The sequence below is a fragment of the Corallococcus sp. AB011P genome (genome assembly GCF_003611605.1).
GTDB lineage: Bacteria > Myxococcota > Myxococcia > Myxococcales > Myxococcaceae > Corallococcus > Corallococcus coralloides.
The window spans coordinates 21,261-39,717 of sequence record NZ_RAVX01000001.1; the positions used below are offsets into that span (position 1 = coordinate 21,261).

Genomic DNA, 18,457 nt, shown 5'->3' on the forward strand with positions numbered 1-18,457 from the left:
AGCGCTGCCGACGCGCGGCCCCGCGTCCCGCGTCAGGTCCACTCGATGTCGTAGTCCACGCGGTCGATGCCCTGCGGCTTCGCGGTGGCCTTGCCCGTCAGCCCCAGCACCTTGAGCGAACCGGTGAGGATGCCCACGTGGTACGCGGGCGGCATCATGTCCCGGCGCATGCGCAGGGTGCCGGACTTGGGGCCCGTCGTGAGGTACTCGCGGTTGCCGTAGGACACCGCCGCGCTGTACGCCATCTGCGCGCCCGCGAAGAGCTTCTGGGGGTCGCCCCGGGAGATGATGCCGAACACCAGCATCCCCGGCCCGGTGGAGTAGCGGGTGATGCTCACCTCGCCGCACGCGTGGAACACCGCGTCCTGGGCGCCGAGCGCGCCCTCCAGCACGTCCGCCGCGCTGTACAGCAGCGTGAGGAACTCCCGCGCCGGGTACGAGCGCAGCTCCGCGTAGTCGTGGTTCAGCTCCCCCACGCGCAGCTTCTCCATTCCGATGGCGCCCGCGTGCTGCTGCACCAGGCCGAAGACGGACTTGAAGATGAGTCCACGGATGGAGTCCCCCGACTGGAGGATGGCGATCCGGGCGGCGAGTTCGGCCTTGTCCGACGGCATGACTTCCACTCCTTGGTTCACGGGCGAACCCGGGGCCAGCTTAACGGCCTCTTTTCACCTGTCGACAAAGCGCTTCACCGGGCGTCGCACCCGTCCCGACCTCCCATGTCCGGTGCCCGGGCCAACGCGGCAGGTTCAGAGGGTCTTTTCGCTCCCAGCCGGGGAGGGCGTCAGCGCTCGTCCAGCAGCATCGGCGCGAAGCCGGCCGCGTCGCAGGACGCGAGCACGTAGCGCACGCCCGCACGTTCGCCGGTGAAGCCCGCGGGGATGCCGCTCGAGTGCAGGTGGCCGTACACGCACACCTTGGGGGCGAACGCTTCGATGGGGGCGCTGAAGGCGGTGGCCCGCTCGTTCGCGTACACGGGCGGGAAGTGCACCGCGACGATGCGGGTGAGCGGCGTGGGGGAGGCCGCCTCCTTCTTGAGCGCGTCCTCCAGCGACGTGTTGAGCCGGCGCGTCTCGCGCTCCACGTAGCCGGAATCCCCCTGCTCGTCGCCCATCTCCCCTCCGGGCATGGGCGGCGCTTCCGGAGCGGTCCACAGCCGCGTGCCGGCGATGACCCACGGGCCCATCACCACCGCGTTGTTGTGGAGGAAGCCCTCCAGCGTGCGGAACGGCTCCAGCAGCTTGCGCAGCTTGGACGCGGAGTCGCCCCACCAGTAGTCGTGGTTGCCGCGCACCAGAACCTTGCGCCCCGGTCGCGCGTCCAGCCACGCCAGGTCCTCCATCACCTCGTGGGCACGGGTGGCCCAGGAGATGTCGCCCGCGACGATGACCGCGTCCTCCGGCCGCACCCGCTCGTCCCACGCGCGCTGCAAGGGCAGCGGGTGGTCCGTCCAGCCGAAGCGGTGCATGTCCTTCTGCCGGGTGGAGGGCAGGTGCGTGTCGCCAATACCGAAGAGCCGCATGATGCTGGCGTCATAGCGGATGCCCTGGCCCCATGTCGGCCCTTCCAGCGCGGCGCGCGCCCGGACGGCTTTTCGTCGCGGTCCGCCAAGGGTTCAAATAGTGATTAATACAAGAAATGGTGTAACAAAACGTTACGTCACGGATGTCCTGAAATACGGCAGTGCGGCACCCATGCACCATCTCGGACTCCGCGTGAAACAGCGGGTCCCGCGATGTAAGTAATTCCGTGATTTCAGGTGTTTGAAGTCACGAGGAACGCCGCGCGCCGGGTGCGGGTGGAGCATGCATGCACCGGTCGCGGAAGAAAACTGGACGAAGGTGACGGGATGGAAGCGGCTGGCACGCACGGTGCTGAGAAGGCGTGGAGTCCCTCCCCCGACTTTGGAGTCCCCTCATGTCAACCTTCCGCAATCCCTTCGCGGCGGCGGCCGTCGCCCTGGTGCTTTCCGCGTGCGGTCCCCAGGCGCAGCAGCCCCCCGAGGCCCCTCCGGCCGAGACGCCGTCGCAGCCCTCCACGGACACGGCGGGCAGCACGCTGCCGCGTGAGCTGGACCCGCTGTTCGCGCAGGCCGCCCAGGAGTTCAACGTCCCGGTGGAGCTGCTCAAGGCGGTCTCTTACGCGGAGACGCGCTGGCAGATGGTGCGGGGCGAGGCGGAGTTCCCGGGCCAGCAGCCGGCGTTCGGTCTGATGGCGCTGCGCGGTGAGGACCTGGAGCAGGGCGCGGCGCTGGCGGGCGTGACGGTGGATGCGGCGCGCACGGACGCGCTGTCCAACCTGCGCGCGGGCGCGGCGCGGCTGTCCCAACTGGCCACGGACGCGAAGGTGGAGCGCGGAGACCTGTCCGCGTGGGCGCCGGTGGTGGCCGAGCTGAGCGGCATCACCAACCCGGAGGCGCAGGCGGAGCACGTGCACCGCTCTGTGTACGCGGTGATGAACGAGGGCGCGGTGGAGCTCAACCAGGACGGCTCGGTGGCCGTGTCGCTGGAGCCCGTGAAGGTGGAGGCGAAGTTCGCGCGTCCCCAGGTGCGCGCCATGGCGGCGGGCCCGGACTACGCGTCGTCCATCTGGCGCGCGGCGCCGTCGGGCAACTACAGCACGAGCAGGTCGCACAACCCGTTGATGATCATCATCCACACCTGTGAGGGCTCCTACGGCTCGTGCTGGAGCTGGCTCACCAACAGCGCCGCGGGCGTGAGCGCGCACTACGTGGTGAACGAGAGCGGCTCCGAAATCTCCCAGCTGGTGCGCGAGGCGCACCGGGCCTACCACATCGGCGCGAACTACGACTCGTCGCTCAACGGTGGCAAGGAGGCGTGGCTCAACGGCGTGCAGTCCAACAACTTCACCATCGGCATCGAGCACGGCGGTTACGCCAGCCAGACGTCCTTCCCGGCCGGGCAGATTGACGCGTCCGCGAAGCTGTCGTGCGACATCGCGCGCGACAACTCTATCGTGAAGGACAGCTACCACATCGTGGCGCACGGCAAGCTGCAGCCGGCGAATCGCACGGACCCGGGCCCCAACTGGCCGTGGTCCACGTACCTCAGCAAGGTGAACAGCTACTGCGGCACCGCGCAGCCGACGGGTGAGATCATCATCGACAGCAACAGCGCCAACAACGACGCGTCCAAGGCGAGGCTCTCGCTGACGGGGAACTGGTCGGAGGGCACGAGCGCTGGCTACTACGGCAGCGGCTACTTCTACGCGGCCACGGAGGCCATCTCCGCGCCGGCCTCGTTCGAGTTCTACCTGCCCACCGCGCAGACGCGCACGATTGACGCCTGGTGGGTGGCGGGCACGAACCGCTCCGCCACGGCGCCGTTCATCGCCTACAACGCGGCGGGCACCGAGGTGGGCCGCGTGTCCGTCAACCAGCAGGCCAACGGAGGCAAGTGGGTGCAGTTGGGCACGTTCAGCTTCAGCGCCGGCTGGAACAAGGTGCAGCTGAGCCGCTGGACGACCCCGGGCTTCGTGGTCATGGCCGACGCCGTCCGGGTGCGCTGACGTGAGGCACGAGGGCCTTGAACGGCGGAAGCGTTCCGGGCCCTCGCGGGCACGGCGGTGGTGGGCCGTGCTCGCCATGCTGGGCGCCATGGGCTGTCAGGGCCGCTGCGGCGGCGCTGGCGGAGCCCCGGTGCCCGGCGCCCTGTCGGAGGCGGAGCGGCGGGCCCTGCCGGGCACCATCGTCTTCCTCTCCGAAAGGGCGGGACAGAAGGACGTCTGGCGGGTGACGCCCGCTGGAGAAGAGACGCAGGTCACCTCCGCGCCGGAGGACGAGTACCCCGGCCCGCCGTCGCCGGACGGCCGCATGCTGCTGGTGATTGCATCGGGCGAGGCGAACGGGCGCGTCTTCCAGCAGCTGCGCCTGCAGCCGCTCGAGGGAGGCCGCCAGGTGGCGCTGCATCCGCCCCGGCCCCGCGCGCGCAACGCGAGCTGGGCGCCGGACGGCACGTGGCTCGTGGCGGAGTCCGACGCGCAGGGCTTCAGCGACGTGGTGCGCGTGCTGCCCGCGGCGAACGCGGTGGACACGCGGCTGACGCACGTGAAGGCAGGCTGCTTCGAGCCCGCGGTGTCTCCGGATGGCACGGAGGTGGCGTGCGTGTGCAGCGGTGACGGGGACCCGGAGGTCTACGTCTTCCGCGCGGACGGCACGGGTGAGCCCCGCCGCATCACCACGTTCTACATGGAGGACCGGACGCCGCAGTGGAGTCCGGACGGCAAGTGGCTGTTGTTCGTGAGCAACCGCGAGCGCAAGGAGCGCATGTACCTGGTGCGCGCGGACGGCGCGGACCTGCGCGCCCTGTCCGGAGAGGGCTTCGCGGGTGACGAGCGCGAGGCGGTCTTCAGCCCGGACGGCAAGCGTGTTGCGTACGTGGCCCGGCTCGCGGATGGCAAGAGCCGCATCTGGGTGGCGGACGTGACGGGCGGCGCGCCGGTGGCGCTGACGGACGGACAGCACCGCGACGACATGCCGGCGTGGAGCCCGGACGGCAAGGCGCTGGTGTTCGTGTCCGAGCGAGACGGCGACACGGACCTGTACCTCATGCGCCCGGACGGCACCGGCCAGACGCGGCTCACCACGGCGAAGGGCGCGGACTGGCTGCCGCGCTGGTTCGTGCCGCGCTAGCCCGCGCGCTGGCGCAGCGGTTCGGGCGCCGTGGGGGCGGCGGGGGCTTCCAGGGGCACGCTGAAGAAGAAGGTGACGCCCCGGTCCGGCTCGCTCTCCACCCAGATGTGGCCGCCGTGGGCCTCCACGATGAGCCGGCTGATGTAGAGCCCCAGCCCCAGCCCCTTGCCGTCCGCCGAGCGGCCGTCCTCCGTGCGGTAGTACTTGTCGAACAGGCGCGCCGCGTCCCGGGGGGACAGGCCCGCGCCCTGGTTGGTCACCGACACCACGGCGTGGTCGTGCGCGGCGGAGAGCCGCACGTCCACCGGTGTCCCCTTGGGGCTGTACTTGAGCGCGTTGGTCAGCAGGTTCGTCACCACGCGCTCCAGCCGCGCGGCGTCCATGGGCACCGGTGGCAGCGGATCCGCCAGGTGCAGCCGGAAGCGCTCGCGCGCGTCGGGCGGCACGTCGCGCTCCAGCACCTCCGCCAGGAAGCGGCCCAGGTCACGCGCCTCGCGGCGCAGGTTCACCCGGCCGGACTCCAGCCGCGAACCCTCCAGCAGCTCCTCGATCATCGTGCTCATCCACTCCACGTTGTGGATGATGGCCTGGGCCATGATGCCTTCGCGCTCCAGCTTCCGCTCGTGCAGCGCGCGCTGGAGCAGGTGGGCGCGCAGGTTGATGGTGTTCAGCGGGTTGCGCAGGTCGTGGGAGATGAGCCCCACGTACTCCTCGCGCAGCTTCTCCAGGTCCCGGCGCTCGGTGACGTCACGCAGGATGGCGATGCGCGTGGCGTCGTCCTCGCCCTCCAGCGGGCTCAGCCGCACCTCCAGCGGCACGCTGGTGCCGTCCTGCCTCTGGCCGGACACCAGCCGCCCGCCCGTGGCGCGCCCCGGGCCCTCTCCAGCGGCGGCCGGGCCATGGAGCCCCTCCGGCACCAGCAGCTCCACCTCGCGGCCCAGCAGGGCCTCCCGGCGGTAGCCGAAGACGCGCTCCGCCTCCGCGTTGGCGAAGCGCACGCGGCCGGTGGCGTCCACCACCACCATGGGGTCCGGCGCGGTGTCCAGGAAGGTGCGGAAGCGCTCCTCGGAGGACTCCAGCGCGGCCGTGGCCCGCATGCGTTCGGTGTCCAGCACGTCCAGCGCTCGCGCCGCCAGCAGCACCAGCGTGACGCCGCCGGCGGCCACCACCGTGGCGAAGAGGGGCAGCTTCGCGTCGTGGCTGAGCCAGCCCGTCAGGTGGATCAACACCAGCGTCAGCCCCAGCACCGGCGGCCCCAGCAGCGTCACCGGCACCAGCCGCCGGGCCACGAAGCCGCCCAGCGTGTCCCGCGTGAGCCGCGCCATCAGCCCCAGCTCCGGCCGGGCGCACAGCGTGCCCATGGCCAGCAGCATCAGCACGCAGGTGGTGTGCAGCCCCATGCTGCGCTCCTGGAAGAACGGAGCAGCGACGGGCGTCACCAGCGGGCCCAGCAGGAAGCCATTGAGCCCCGTCAGCGCCGCCATCAGCGCGAGCACCACCAGCGCGTCCGACCACGACAGCCGCTGCGGATGGCCCCGGTCCACCAGCGCCAGCGCCGGCCCCAGGAGCATCAGGCACAGCGCCGTCAGGGGCGACGGCGCGATGCCGGGCGCCGCGCCGCCGTTCTCGCCGAAGACGCGCAGGAACAGCGCGTCCAGCCCCCCGTTGCCTCCGGTGATGACGCCATCCACGAGGCTCGCCGCGCCCAGCAGGGCCGTGGCCAGGGCGAGCGCGGTGCCCAGCCGGTGTTGGAAGCGAGGGGGAGTGGCCGGCAGCCGCAGGCCCAGCGCGGCCCCACCCAGCATCAACCCCAGCGCGGCGCTGGGGCGCATGGCGGGGAGCGCGGCGCCCATGGACTTGAGGACCATGACATCCAACGCCCAGCCCACCAGCACCAACAGGCCCACCAGGCAGGCGGCCGCCGCGGAGCTGCGTGCAAGGGCACGGACCATCGCCGTGCTTCGTGGCATGGATCGGCCGCTCATCATCCGCGTCCCCCCGGAACGCCAGCCCTGCATCCTGCCACAACAATCACGTGTCTGGGGCCCCCCCGGCAATGGGACGCCGGGGTTGGGAGGATGTCCGTCCTAGGCGGGGATGTCCGACCTGTCCAGGGTTGGGTCAGGGTGCGTAGCGGCCTGGATACACGGTGAGGACGACGCCCAGCCCCGGGCCCACGTCGACGTTGCGCGGCACGTACGTGTCGGTGCCTTCCACGGACAGCTGGAAGGAGGCCACCCCGGCGCCGGAGTGGACGAAGAGGAACAGCCCATGGGCCGCGGTGCCCGCGGTGTCCACGGACGTCAGGTCACCGGACGGGTAGTAGACGCGGTCCGCCAGCTCGGCGCGGTTCAACGCCACGCGCGCGCCGCTCACGGGCTGACCGTTCAGGTCCACCACGCGCCCCAGCACGAAGCCCGCGGAGGCCAGGGTGGCCTCCGGGTCCCCGGTGTGGCCTTGAAGGCGCGGCGCACCCACGGCGGCGCCCAGCTGATCCACGAACGCGATGGGGAGGGCCCACGCGTGCGCATCGATGATGTCCGTGCGCGGCCGGGTGCCGGTGAAGGCGGTGTCGTAGACGAGCGTGGTGCTGCGCACGAGGCCGTCGTGCACGAGGCCCACCGCGAGCCCCTGGTGCACGTCGCGCACGGGCACGCCGGTGACGCGGAAGGCGCCGTCCTCGGACACCTCTCCGGTGGCGAAGGTGGCGGCCGCGTCGTTGACGGCCACGCGCAGCGGCTCCTCCACGGTGAGCGCCATCCCGGTGAGCGACGCCGGTGCCGCGGCCACGCCCTCGGCCTCCGGGAACACGCGTGCCTCGCCGCTCACGAGGATGCGAAGGTTTTCCAGGTCCACCGCCTCGGCGTCCTCGGTCCGCACGCCGGGGTCCGGTGTGAATCCGCCGTCGCCACAGGCCATCGCCAACAGCCCGAGCACGGCACCACCCGCCGCCCGAATGTAGTGTTTCATCGGGCGGCAACATCTTCACGGCTGGGAGGGCACGCAATCCGCCCCCCGGTGTCGTCCGTCCCCTGCATGACGCACCGTCGCGCTCGCGGGCCGGACGCACCGGACACCGGGCCCTCCGGATGTTGAAAACACGTCGGCACCGGGAGCCTGCCTTCCGCTGGAAACGGAAGGCCGCGCCCGGTGCCGCGGGTCACGCCAGGGATGAGGAGGCGGAGCGCCTACCAGCCCGACCCGCTCTTGCCGGAGGAGCCGGAGCTCTTGCCGGTGTTCCATCCGCCGCCGCTGCTGCCGCTGCTGCTTCCACTGCTACCGCCGCTGCTCCGGCCACTGCTGCCGCTGTTGCTGCCGCCGCCGCTGTTGCCACTGGGAGGGGTGCTCCAGCCGCCGCTGCTCCGGCCATTGCCGCTCCCGCTGCTCCCGCTGCTCCCGCTGTTGCTGTTGCCGCGGTTGCCGCGGTTGTTGTCCTTGTCGTCGTCGCGGCTCTTGCTGGCCGGGGTGTCCCAGCCGCCGCTGTTGCGGCTGTTGTCCCGGTCATTGTCCCGGTCGTTGTCCCGCGAGTTGTTGGAGGGAGCGACGTTGTTGCCGCGGCCCCAGCCGGAGCCGCTGGGAGGCCGGGCGCCGGTGCCCGTGCCGCCGGGAGGCGGGTTGCGGCCCTGGTTGACGGGGGCCGGAGCGGGCGCGGGCCGCGAGGGGGCGATGTTGTTACGGCCGCCAGGGCCCGCGGAGGCCGAGTGGCTGTTGCTCCAGCGGTAGCCCCGGGTGCCGCGGTCGTAGGAGTAGCCCGCGCCCCACGAGCCCTGCGGGTAGAAGTCGTGCTGGTGGCGGCCGTGGAAGTTGCAGTACGCGCCGCTGGGGGTGGGGTGGTAGTCCCAGTACCAGACCACCGTCGGGCCCCGGTAGTAGTAGACGTTGTCCGTGTAGACGTAGGACGCCTGGGGCGGCTGGTAGTCGTGGACGTGGGCGTAGTCCTCAGGGCACCAGCCGCCGCCGTAGTCGTCGGGGACGGGGTGCGCGCCGGCGAACCGGTACTCCACCACGGGCGCGGGGGCGACGTAGGCCACGCGGCGGACGGGGCGATGCGAGTGGGCCTCGACGACACAGCCCGTCCCCATCAGCAGGGCCACGGGGACGACCAGGGCGAGCAAGCGGTTCATGAAGAAGTCTCCTGTCGCGGAAGTGGACCCTCAAAGCGTCCCGCTTCGCAACCTCTGCCCCCATGACGGCCCGCCTCCCCGGAAATTCACCCGGAACGCCCGCCCGCCGGGAAGGCGAGGGGCCCGCCTGATATGACACCCGGGTCGCGGCCCCTGGGGCGCCGCGCCTTCGGAGGCATGCGGATGTCGGATGTGGATTTCGGACGCGCGATGGGGGCGTCCTGCGCGCTGCACCCGGGGCGGGAGGCCACGGGCACCTGCGCCCGCTGTGGCAACTTCACGTGCGACACGTGCAGCCAGGGCGGCGCGTCGCCGCGCTGCCCCACGTGCCGGGAGCGCTCCGGCGCCACGTTCCCGCTGCGGCGGGAGGACTGGACCTTCAGCAACCTGTGGGACGTGTGCTGGGCGGCGTTCCAGCGCGAGTGGGGCATGCTGTCGCTCGCGGTGTTGGTCTACCTGGGCGTGTCCCTGGGCGCGCAGCTGTTGATCAACGTGGCCACGGGCATCGGCGCGGCGGTGGACAGTGTCGTCCTCGCCGGGGTGCTGGGCGTGGTGGGGCTGGTGGCGCAGCAGCTGGTGCAGGGCCTGGTGCAGCTGGGCCTGCTGCGCGTGTGCTTCGACGTGCTGCACGGCGGCCGCGCGGACGTGGCGCGCCTCTTCAGCCAGATGCACAAGGCGGTGCCCTACACGCTGACGATGCTCCTCGTCTTCGTCATCGTGCTGGTGCCGCTGGTCCTGCTGGGCGTCCTGGCCATCCTTACGCTCGTGGGCACGGGCCTGCTGAGCGGCGTGGACCTGGACTCCTCAACGGACCAGCTCTCGAACGCGCTGGCGCCCATGATCGGCGTGATGGGGCTGGGGGTCCTGGTGCTGGTGGGGCCCATCACGTACCTGGCGCTGCCGCTGTACCTGGTCCAGCCGGAGCTCGCGTACGACGACGCGCCGCCCTCGCCCTTGGAGGTGCTGCGCCGCAGCTGGGAGGCCGCGCGCGGTCATCGCCTGGGCATCCTGGGCGTGGGGTTCGCGGGGGGCGCCGTCATGCTGGCGGGGGTCTTCGCGTGCTGCGTGGGCTTCATCCCCGGCATGGCGCTGGCCCAGCTGCTCATCGCGGGGATGTTCCTGGCCCTGCGCTCCCCGCGCGACGACGCCGCGGAGTCCTTCCCGGGCTGAACGCCGCGGGAAGCACAGGAGGCGCGCCTTCGCGAAACGGAGCGAAGGCGCGCGGGGGACTTCAGTGCACCAGCCGCTCGGAGGAACCCGAGCGGGGCGCGACGACCTTGCCCAGACACGCGAGGATGTGCTCGCGGTACTCGGACAATTCGCGCAGGCCGCACAGCATCCACCGGCCGCCAATCACCAGCGTGGGCACGCCGCGCACGCCACGGCTGCCGGCCAGCCGGTGCTCGTCGTAGATGAGCCGGCGCGTCTCTTCCGAACGGAAGGCCGCGGAGAACTGGTTCATGGACAGGCCCACGCGCGACGCCAGCTCGAACACCACATCCGAGCGCGACACGTTGACGCCCTGCTCCAGCGCGGCGCGCTGCATGGACCGCGCGAGGAAGGCCCGCGCCTGCGGCCCCTGCAACCGCGCCGCCTCCAGCGCCGCCAGCGCCGGCACGCTGGAGCGCGGTGGATCACCGCCCAGCCACAGGTCCGTGGAGAGCAGCGAGGCCGTGGGGTCGGGTTCGCGCTGCGCGCGCTTCACCTCTTCCACCAGCCCGCGCACTTCGCGCTCCGTGGGCAGGGCGTCGTGCAGACGCAAGGGGTAGGGACGCACGCTCCAGCGGACGGCGTCGCCAAACTCCTGGCGAAGCACCTCCAACCGTTGGTCGGCGAGGTAGCACCAGGAGCACAGCACATCCTGGTAGACGGTGATCTGCAGCGGCTTGTGCAGCGTTTTCATCGGGGGTCGCCAGATTAGAGGCGCATCCCCGCCGCTGCCAACACCCCTGGACAATCCCCGCCCGAAGGCATTCCCGTATTCCTGAGGAGCATCCAAGGCACCGTGCGCACCGTGAAGTCCCGCACGCATGCCACGGAGCAGGCGGGCAGGCACGCAGGTGCTGCTCGCGCGCCTGCTTTCAACACCACATCTCGTTCAGGAAGCGCGGCCCGCCCGTGTGCGCAACGCGCTGGCCCGGGTCCCCGCGTACACCAACGCGTGCTCCACGATGTGGCCCGCGATGTCCTTGCCGGTGGCGCCCTCCAGGCCCTCGAAGCCGGGGCTGGAGTTGATCTCCATCAGGCGGGGGCCTTCGCGGCCCTCCAGCATGTCCACGCCCGCGACCTCCAGGCCGATGATGCGCGCCGCCTTCACCGCGGCCTCCACGTAGTCCGGGGGCATCGTGATGGCGCGGCCCTCGCCGCCGCGGTGGATGTTGGAGCGGAACTCGCCCTTCTTCGCCTTGCGGCGCATGGCGCCCACCACGGTGTCGCCCACCACCAGCGCGCGCACGTCGCGGCCCTCGCTCTCCGCGACGAACTCCTGGAGGACGATCTCCTGGCCCAGGTCCCAGAAGGTGTCGAGGATGGTCTGCACCTCCGGCAGCGTGTGGGCGATCATCACGCCCACGCCCTGGGTGCCCTTGATCAGCTTGATGATGACGGGCAGGCCACCCACCTCCTGCACCAGCTTGCGCACGTTGCCGCGGTCGTGCGCCATCACCGTGCGGGGCATGTCCAGGCCCGCGCGGGCGAGGAACTGGAGCGCGCGCAGCTTGTCGCGGCTTCGCGCGATGGCCGTGGGCGGGTTGAGCACCGGCACGTCCATCATCTCGAAGTGGTTCACCACCGCCAGGCCGTACGCGGTGATGGACGCGCCGATGCGCGGGATCACCACGTCCACGCCCTTCACCTCCGCGCCGCGGTAGGTCATGCGCGGCTGGCCGCGGGCCAGCAGCAGGCAGCAGCGCAGCGTGTCGAACACGAGCGCCCGGTGCCCCTGGGCCTTGATGGCCTCCACCAGCCGGCGTGTCGAGTACAGCGAGCGCTTGCGGGACAGGATGGCCACGGTCTTCTTCGCGCGGGGCCGCTTGGGTCGCGGTGCGTCACCGCGCTCGGGTGCCTGTGCGCCAGGCGGGACGGGCGCCTTCTTCGGCTGGACTTTTCGGGGGGGCATGCGGGGCGCGGGACACTAGCACGCACGGGCGTGGAGGCACGGTGCGTGGGCACCCTTTGCTATCCTCGCGTTCACTGATGACCGCACCCAACCCGCATCCCGACGACATCCACACCAATCCCGGAGACGTCGGCCTCGAGCTGTCCTCCCAGTCCCCCCTGCTGGGGGAGACACTGGTGGTGGATCCGCGCGCCAGCGTGAAGCTGCACAAGTGCCGGCTGCTGGTGACGTCGGGGCCGGACACCGGGCGCTCCATGGTCAGCGACAAGGAGCGGCTGCGCTGCGGGGCCCACCCGGGCAACGACCTGGTGCTGGTGGAGGACCGCACCGCCAGCCGCCACCACTTCGAGGTGCAATACACCGAGCGCGGCCACCTCCTGGTGGACCTGAACTCCACCAACGGCACCTTCCTGGACGGCCGCCGGATTGAACGGGCCTACCTGTCCCCGGGCTCGCAGATTCGCGCCGGCTCCTCCGTCATCACCTTCGCTCCCCTGGACGAAGAGGTGGCGGTGGAGCCCGACCGCGAGGGCGAGCTGTGCGGCATGGTGGGCCAGAGCGTGAAGATGCGGCAGGTGTTCGGGCTCATCAAGCGCATCGCGCCCATGGACGTGTCCGTCATCATCCAGGGCGAGACGGGCACGGGGAAGGAGCTGGTCTCCAGCGCCATCCACGAGCTGTCCGGTCGTGAGAAGGGCCCCATGGTGGTGCTGGACTGCGGCGCCATCCCGCCCAACCTCATCGAAAGCGAGCTGTTCGGCCACGAGAAGGGCGCCTTCACCGGCGCCACGTCCAGCCGCCCCGGTGCCTTCGAGCGCGCGCAAGGGGGCACCATCTTCCTGGATGAGCTGGGCGAGCTGCGCCTGGACCTGCAGCCCAAGCTCCTGCGCGTGCTGGAGAACCGCGAGGTGCGCCGGGTGGGCGGCAACGACGTCATCGAGGTGGACTGCCGGGTCATCGCCGCCACCCACCGCGACCTGGTGAAGGAGATCGCCGCGGGCAACTTCCGCGAGGACCTCTACTTCCGCCTGTCCGTCATCCACATCCAGCTGCCGCCGCTGCGCCAGCGCCGGGACGACATCCCGCTCATCCTCAAGCGGGCGCTGGCGGAGCCAGAGGTGGTGGAGACGCACGGCCGCAAGCGCTTCTCCGCGGAGGCGCTGGGGCTGCTCATGGCCTACGCCTGGCCCGGCAACGTGCGCGAGCTGATGAACGTGCTCTCCCACGTGCTGACCTTCTCCGACGAGGGCGAGGAGATATTGCCCTCCCACCTGCCCCCGCGCGTCCGGGGCCAGGCCCGCGAGGGGCCGCTGCCCTTCAACGAGCACCTGGCCTTCAAGGACGCCAAGGAGCAGCTCCTGGAGAACTTCGAGCGCGAGTACGTCACCAGCGTCCTCACCCGCTGCGAGGGCAACCTGTCCCGCGCCGCCCGGGAGAGCGGGCTGCACCGCAAGTCCATCGAGCGGCTGGTGAAGAAGTATCAGCTCGACGCCAAGGGGCTGAAACCGCGCTGAAACAGCGTCGTCACACGGTTCCACTGAGGGTGTTACATCCCCAGGAAGTTTTCACCGGGCCCGTCCTCTGAGACAATCCCGGCCCCCCTTTCAGACCCCGACGCAGTGTGTCGGCGGTCACTTGACGGATACTGCGAGATTCCCCCATCCCGCAGGATGAGCCTCCGTATGAGCGCACGATCCCCCCGTGAAGCAGGCGAATCCGGCCAGGCCCTGGTGGAGGCCGCGCTGTCGCTGCCACTGGTGACGTTCCTCATCCTGGGCGCGCTGCAGCTGTTCCTGATGATGCAGGCGCGGGTGATGACGCACTACGCGGCCTTCCGGGCGACGCGCGCGGGCAGCGTGGCGCACGGGGACTGCGAGCGGATGACCCACGCGGCCATCCTGGCGCTGATTCCGACCTTCCACTCGTTCATGGGGCAGGGGACGGGTTCGCTCAACGGTCCGCTGGGCCGCGGCGCGGGTTCGGACGCGCCCCGGCTCCTGGCGGAGGCGTTCGCGGCGCGGATGAACAACCGCTACGCGGGCTCCGGCGGTCCGGGCCCCGGCATGGACGGCGTCCACAACCGCAGCATCGTGTGGATCCAGCGGGACCTGGCGGGCGGCGGCGTGGACAGCCCGGAGGACAGCGACTTCGACCGGCCGGGGCACCTGCGGCGGCTGGAGGTGCAGCTGGTGTTCTGGTACCCGCTGCGCATCCCGTTCGCCAACTGGGTGATGTCGCGCATGTTCCTGGCGCACTTCAACCTGCGTCCCTACACGGACGCGAACCCGCTCATCGTCGCCGAGCGCAATGCCAACTGGAACGGCAGTGACGTGACGACGTCGCACGTGCTGGACGGCGAGCTGGGCGCGGAGCTGGCGGAGCGCGTGCTCAACCGGCAGTACGTCTTCCCCATCATCACCACGTTCACCATGCGAATGATGACGCCCGTGAAGTCGCGTTTCTTCGCCACCATGGCCTGTCCCCGGTGAAAACCATGAAGCGCTCTTTCTCCCAGCGCGGTCAGACCCTGGTGCTGTTCGTCCTCAGCATGCTGCTGCTGTTGCTGATGGTGGCCCTCACGCTGTCGTTCACCATGAAGGTGCGCGAGCGCATCGAGGTGCAGACGGTGGCGGATGCCGCCGCGTTTTCGAACGCGGTGGCCACGGCGCGCACGTTCAACACCATCGCCGTCAGCAACCGCGCGGAGATCGCCCACATGGTGGCGAACGCGGGCGCGGCCAGCCTGCTCAACTGGGCCAGCCTCTACCGGGGCGAGTTGAACGCGGCGAAGATGGGCTACGGGGCGTGGGTGCCCGTCTACCAGGCGTTCGCCACCGCGGGCTGCCCCTGCGCCTGGTCCAACGGTTTCTGCGCCCGCATGTGCCAGTGCGGCATCCGTGGGGTGACGGACCTGGGCCGGCTGATGACCATGCTCCAGCGCGAGGACCTGCGCGTGGAGGCCGTGTTCCAGGCGTTGGATCCGATGGTGGGCCTGCAGATGCGCCTGCACCAGGTGGCGGCGGGCGCGCTGTATGCCTCCTCGCTGAATGACTACATGAGCCTCGAGGACAAGGTGGGCGACCAGGGTTTCGCCAACGACATCCTGGGGGACCTGGTGCCGGGAAGGAACCCGCGCGACGCGGGGTGGTTGGCGCCGTCCGCGGGCAACGTCTCCCGGAACGAGCTGGCGGACAACACGGCGTGCGTGGGTGGTGGCGCGGTCTGTGATCCGTTGCCGCTGACGGTGGCCCACAGCGTGGACGCGGCCATGGGCAGCCGCGGCTTCACCTTCGTCACGTCGCGCCTGCTCCAGCAGTACGTCGCGCACGAGGCGAACCTGGCCTTCGTCATCCTGCCGCCGGACATGGTCTCGCTCCCGGTCGCCGCGGGCACGGCCCACTTCGGCAAGCCGATCCTCCAGTACGGGTTCTTTCCCCCCTACGCTCCCGCCGTCACGGCCGAGGACGAGGGCCTCGTGGCCTTCATCTACAACCACATCGCGCATGGCGGTGGGCCGCCGTGCCCGGTGATGGTGGGCGGTACGGTCCCGACCCTTGCCCTGTTCGCGGCCTCCGGTGGCGTCATGCCCACGCCCACGCACATGTGGTTTGGCGGCACGGACCCGGCGCCCTTCGCGCGACACATGCTGGCACCGTGTCTGGGCGGCCCGTCGAGCTGCCCGGGCATCTGGCCGCCGTTCATGGACTACAACCTGACGGAGCTGTGGCCCAACGGCGCGGACAACAACTTCGGGCAGCCGAAGAACTTCGCGGTCATCCAGCGCGACCGCAGCAACATGTCCGCGATGGAGCAGGACCCGTGGAACCTGGCGTTCCGCTTCCGCTTCAAGGCGAGCAACCCGAACCCGAACGCGGGCAAGTTCGACAATACCAGCGCCACCATGGCGGACGGCGTCACACCGCTGGGCGTCCAGACGGCGCTGTCCACGGGCATCGCGTACTACCACCGCGGCCGCAGCCTGGGCATCTCCCACTGGAGTGAGCCGCCTAACCTGCTCAATCCCTACTGGCGCGCCACGCTGGTGCCGGTGGACACGGACGAGTCTGGCCTTCAGGACGCCATCGACACGCTGCGCTCCACCTCTCCGTCCTCCGCCCAGACCATCGAAGAGCTCCGCCGCGTCGGCTTCAGGGGGTTCCAGTGATGCACAGCCATCTTCGTCGTCATGCCCGGCGGGCGCGGGGCCAGTCCATCGTGGAGGCGGCCCTCGGTGTCACCCTGTTCATCACCATCCTGGTGTTCGGCATCCACTTCGCGGAGGTGGGCTTCCTGTCGCTGAAGGTGCAGGAGGCCGCCGTGTCCGCGCTGTGGAACGGCACGCACGGGGAGATGCACGACATCCCCGCGGACTACGGCTCCGCGCATGACTCCATGCGGCGCGCGGGCGAGGACGCGCAGGCGCGCTACGCGGACTTCAACGGCCTGTCGTCTGTCAACCGCGGCGACACCATCACGCAGGTGTTCACGCGGGGCTCGGACCTGCGCGTGAGCTGCGACCGGAACGGGGGGCTGGAGTGGGATGGCCCCGTGCTGACCCGGCTGGTCTACCGCGACGAGGGCGGCACGGCGTGCACGTCCCAGGCGAACCTGAGCTCCTGGAACATCCCCACCCGGTTCCTGGACCAGTCCTCGGAGACGGGGCTGTACAAGGAGCAGCACCAGGACCCGGCCCACGCCAACATCCAGGTGTGTGGCATTGGCCGCGCGGTGGGCGGCACCTGCCGGGGCCGCTTCTCCATGCTCGTGGATGACTGGGGGCTGTCGAATGAGCTTGAGTCCGCCACCTGCTTACTGTTCCAGGACATGGCGCTGCCGTGCACCAACGGGCCGTTCTATGCGGCCACGAAGGGTGTCTACGAGCCCACCACGCTGCCCATCCCGACCTACGCCAGCTTCCTGGCCATGGATGCCCTCTTCATGAATCCGCTGCCGCCCCTGGTCTTGATGCAGCGGGAGAACACCTTCTGGATGAGCGCGGCGGGTGAGGAGAGCCAATTCATGCAGGCCTGGCTCAGGCCGACGCCCCTGGGCAACCTGTGGAACACGTCGCCCGGCGCGCTGATTGGCATCACCACGCCTCATTACGGTCTGGGCTATCTGGACCGTAACGGCTGTTTCCTTGGAAAGGATTGCTGAAGATGAAGATGCGAAGCCTGCTGTCGGGTGGAGTGCTGGCGTTGGTGCTGGGTGTGTGCCTGACGGCGTCTCCCGCGCGCGCGGACAGCAACTCATGCAACACGGACTGCGCGACGAAGAACGGGGACACGCTCAACGCCTGCATCACCGCCTGTCCGGCGCCGAGCAGCCCGGGGTCGGCGAAGGACAGCAGCCGCACCTGCTCTTCGCGCTGCGCGCAGAAGTTCCAGGCCCAGTTCAACCAGTGCAAGGCCCGCTGCCCCAAGCCGGAGGGCGACACGGGTCCGAAGTCGGGCAAGTCCGTCAAGGCCGCGCGTTCGCACCGCGGCGGGTAGGAGGGGCGGGATGATGCGCGCGATTCGTGGGGCGGCCCTGACGCTGGTATTGGGGCTTTCCGCTCCTGCCTGGGCGCAGCGGGCCAACTTCACCTGGGACATCCCGAAGACCGTCAGCGTCGTGGACGTGCCAGGCCAGGTGGACGCCAATGGCGTGCCGGTGAAGCTGCTCGCGGTGCGCAGCAAGGAGAAGGCGCAGGTCATCCTCCAGAGCGTGGTGGACCGCTTCCAGGCCTGGGGCTTCTCGGTGGATGAGGCGTACAAGCAGCCGCAGCTCTTGCGCGAACCGATGGTGACGGCCCTCGACACGCGCAACTTCATCTCCTACACGGCCATCCTCCAGGTGAACCCGGACGGCACCACCACGGTGTTCCTGGGGCAGGCGAACCTGGGCGCGGCGAAGGCCCCGCAGCCGGCCGGGCTGCCCGTCTTCCCTGGAGGCGCCGGGGTGCTGACGGCGCAGACGGAGGGCTCGCACACGGTGAGCTACTCGGTGCCGGGCAAGACGACCACGGAGGTGGAGGCCTTCTACCGCGAGGTGCTCACCAAGGCGGGGTTCAAGGAGATCCAACCCCGTGTGTTCAAGTCCTCCACGGAAGAGGTCGCGCTCAACGTAGCGGTCACCAAGGAAGGCCAGGTGGCGGTGCGGCTGGTGCGCCGGGCCGCGGCGCCAGACGATGACATGCGCCCGGGCGAGTGACGCCAGCGGGCAAGGGAAGACGAGAGCGACATGACGACGCGTATCGCGGTGCGGGGATGGCTGGGACTGATGGCGCTGGGAGCCGTGCTGGTGGCGCCCCAGGCGCTCGCGCAGACGTGCGACGAGAAGTGCTCCATCAGCGCCGGCTCCACGATGCAGGCCTGTGTGAAGAAGTGCTCCGCCAAGGACCGGAACTGCACGGACAAGTGCACAAAGGCGTTCCAGACCGCGAAGGCGAAGTGCGCCAAGAAGTGTCCCAAGGGCAAGGGCAAGAACACGCCCCAGCCGCACTCGCACGACCACGGCGACGACCACCACGACGAGTGAGTTCGCGGGTGTGATTGAAGGACCGGCGGGAGGGTGTTACGGGCG

At 70.3% G+C, this 18,457-nt stretch carries 17 protein-coding genes; 10 read left to right on the forward strand and 7 right to left on the reverse strand.

Translation table 11 applies throughout. The features are described from left to right. Positions 1-32 precede the first annotated feature (32 nt). Together D7X30_RS00075 and D7X30_RS00080 are read right to left on the reverse strand one after the other, a co-directional pair. Complete coding sequence (locus tag D7X30_RS00075) at positions 33-614, reverse strand: DUF2378 family protein (protein ID WP_120560789.1); 582 nt, start codon at positions 612-614, stop codon at positions 33-35. 170 nt (positions 615-784) lie between these two features. Next, positions 785-1,522, reverse strand: a complete 738-nt coding sequence (locus D7X30_RS00080) for a metallophosphoesterase (RefSeq protein ID WP_120560790.1) — start codon at positions 1,520-1,522, stop codon at positions 785-787. A gap of 395 nt (positions 1,523-1,917) precedes the next feature. Here D7X30_RS00080 and D7X30_RS00085 point away from each other — a divergent pair, with 395 nt between their 5' ends. Continuing rightward, the gene (locus tag D7X30_RS00085) at positions 1,918-3,528 is read left to right on the forward strand and encodes an N-acetylmuramoyl-L-alanine amidase (RefSeq protein ID WP_120560791.1); all 1,611 of its coding nucleotides are present in this window, start codon (positions 1,918-1,920) and stop codon (positions 3,526-3,528) included. Between the two features lie 76 nt (positions 3,529-3,604). Further along, complete coding sequence (locus D7X30_RS00090) at positions 3,605-4,651, forward strand: PD40 domain-containing protein (protein ID WP_199724165.1); 1,047 nt, start codon at positions 3,605-3,607, stop codon at positions 4,649-4,651. On the opposite strand, the gene D7X30_RS00095 is transcribed toward D7X30_RS00090, so the two are convergent. The 3 genes from D7X30_RS00095 to D7X30_RS41840 form a co-directional block, all read right to left on the reverse strand. Next, the gene (locus D7X30_RS00095; protein ID WP_147443052.1) at positions 4,648-6,621 is read right to left on the reverse strand and encodes a cell wall metabolism sensor histidine kinase WalK; all 1,974 of its coding nucleotides are present in this window, start codon (positions 6,619-6,621) and stop codon (positions 4,648-4,650) included. The genes D7X30_RS00090 and D7X30_RS00095 overlap by 4 nt on opposite strands. Before the next feature lie 151 nt (positions 6,622-6,772). Then, positions 6,773-7,621 carry a carboxypeptidase-like regulatory domain-containing protein gene (locus D7X30_RS00100; protein ID WP_120560794.1) on the reverse strand — a complete coding sequence of 283 codons (849 nt, stop codon included), beginning with the start codon at positions 7,619-7,621 and terminating at the stop codon, positions 6,773-6,775. A gap of 218 nt (positions 7,622-7,839) precedes the next feature. Then, complete coding sequence (locus D7X30_RS41840) at positions 7,840-8,775, reverse strand: hypothetical protein (protein WP_158619169.1); 936 nt, start codon at positions 8,773-8,775, stop codon at positions 7,840-7,842. Between the two features lie 183 nt (positions 8,776-8,958). On the opposite strand from D7X30_RS41840, the gene D7X30_RS00110 reads away from it, so the two are divergent. Further along, the gene (locus D7X30_RS00110; protein WP_120560795.1) at positions 8,959-9,945 is read left to right on the forward strand and encodes a hypothetical protein; all 987 of its coding nucleotides are present in this window, start codon (positions 8,959-8,961) and stop codon (positions 9,943-9,945) included. A gap of 61 nt (positions 9,946-10,006) precedes the next feature. On the opposite strand, the gene D7X30_RS00115 is transcribed toward D7X30_RS00110, so the two are convergent. Together D7X30_RS00115 and D7X30_RS00120 are read right to left on the reverse strand one after the other, a co-directional pair. After that, positions 10,007-10,678 carry a DsbA family protein gene (locus D7X30_RS00115; protein WP_120560796.1) on the reverse strand — a complete coding sequence of 224 codons (672 nt, stop codon included), beginning with the start codon at positions 10,676-10,678 and terminating at the stop codon, positions 10,007-10,009. Between the two features lie 195 nt (positions 10,679-10,873). After that, positions 10,874-11,893 (reverse strand): RimK family alpha-L-glutamate ligase, encoded by a 1,020-nt coding sequence (locus D7X30_RS00120; protein WP_120560797.1) that lies wholly within the window; start codon positions 11,891-11,893, stop codon positions 10,874-10,876. Positions 11,894-11,970: 77 nt separating this feature from the next. Here D7X30_RS00120 and D7X30_RS00125 point away from each other — a divergent pair, with 77 nt between their 5' ends. The 7 genes from D7X30_RS00125 (at position 11,971) to D7X30_RS00155 (ending at position 18,412) form a co-directional block, all read left to right on the forward strand. Further along, positions 11,971-13,407: a sigma 54-interacting transcriptional regulator gene (locus D7X30_RS00125; RefSeq protein ID WP_199724132.1), complete on the forward strand. Its 1,437-nt coding sequence runs from the start codon at positions 11,971-11,973 to the stop codon at positions 13,405-13,407. A gap of 168 nt (positions 13,408-13,575) precedes the next feature. Next, a complete protein-coding gene (locus D7X30_RS00130) occupies positions 13,576-14,382 on the forward strand; it encodes a TadE/TadG family type IV pilus assembly protein (protein ID WP_120560798.1) in 807 nt (268 codons plus the stop codon). 5 nt (positions 14,383-14,387) lie between these two features. After that, the gene (locus D7X30_RS00135; RefSeq protein WP_120560799.1) at positions 14,388-16,058 is read left to right on the forward strand and encodes a pilus assembly protein TadG-related protein; all 1,671 of its coding nucleotides are present in this window, start codon (positions 14,388-14,390) and stop codon (positions 16,056-16,058) included. Next, entirely contained in the window at positions 16,058-17,050 is a 993-nt protein-coding gene (locus D7X30_RS00140; RefSeq protein ID WP_120560800.1) for a pilus assembly protein, read from the forward strand. Before D7X30_RS00135 ends, D7X30_RS00140 begins: the two co-directional genes overlap by 1 nt. Before the next feature lie 2 nt (positions 17,051-17,052). Further along, positions 17,053-17,385 (forward strand): hypothetical protein, encoded by a 333-nt coding sequence (locus D7X30_RS00145; RefSeq protein ID WP_120560801.1) that lies wholly within the window; start codon positions 17,053-17,055, stop codon positions 17,383-17,385. Between the two features lie 10 nt (positions 17,386-17,395). Next, positions 17,396-18,085 carry a hypothetical protein gene (locus tag D7X30_RS00150; RefSeq protein ID WP_120560802.1) on the forward strand — a complete coding sequence of 230 codons (690 nt, stop codon included), beginning with the start codon at positions 17,396-17,398 and terminating at the stop codon, positions 18,083-18,085. A gap of 30 nt (positions 18,086-18,115) precedes the next feature. Further along, the gene (locus tag D7X30_RS00155; protein WP_120560803.1) at positions 18,116-18,412 is read left to right on the forward strand and encodes a hypothetical protein; all 297 of its coding nucleotides are present in this window, start codon (positions 18,116-18,118) and stop codon (positions 18,410-18,412) included. Positions 18,413-18,457: the final 45 nt, after the last annotated feature.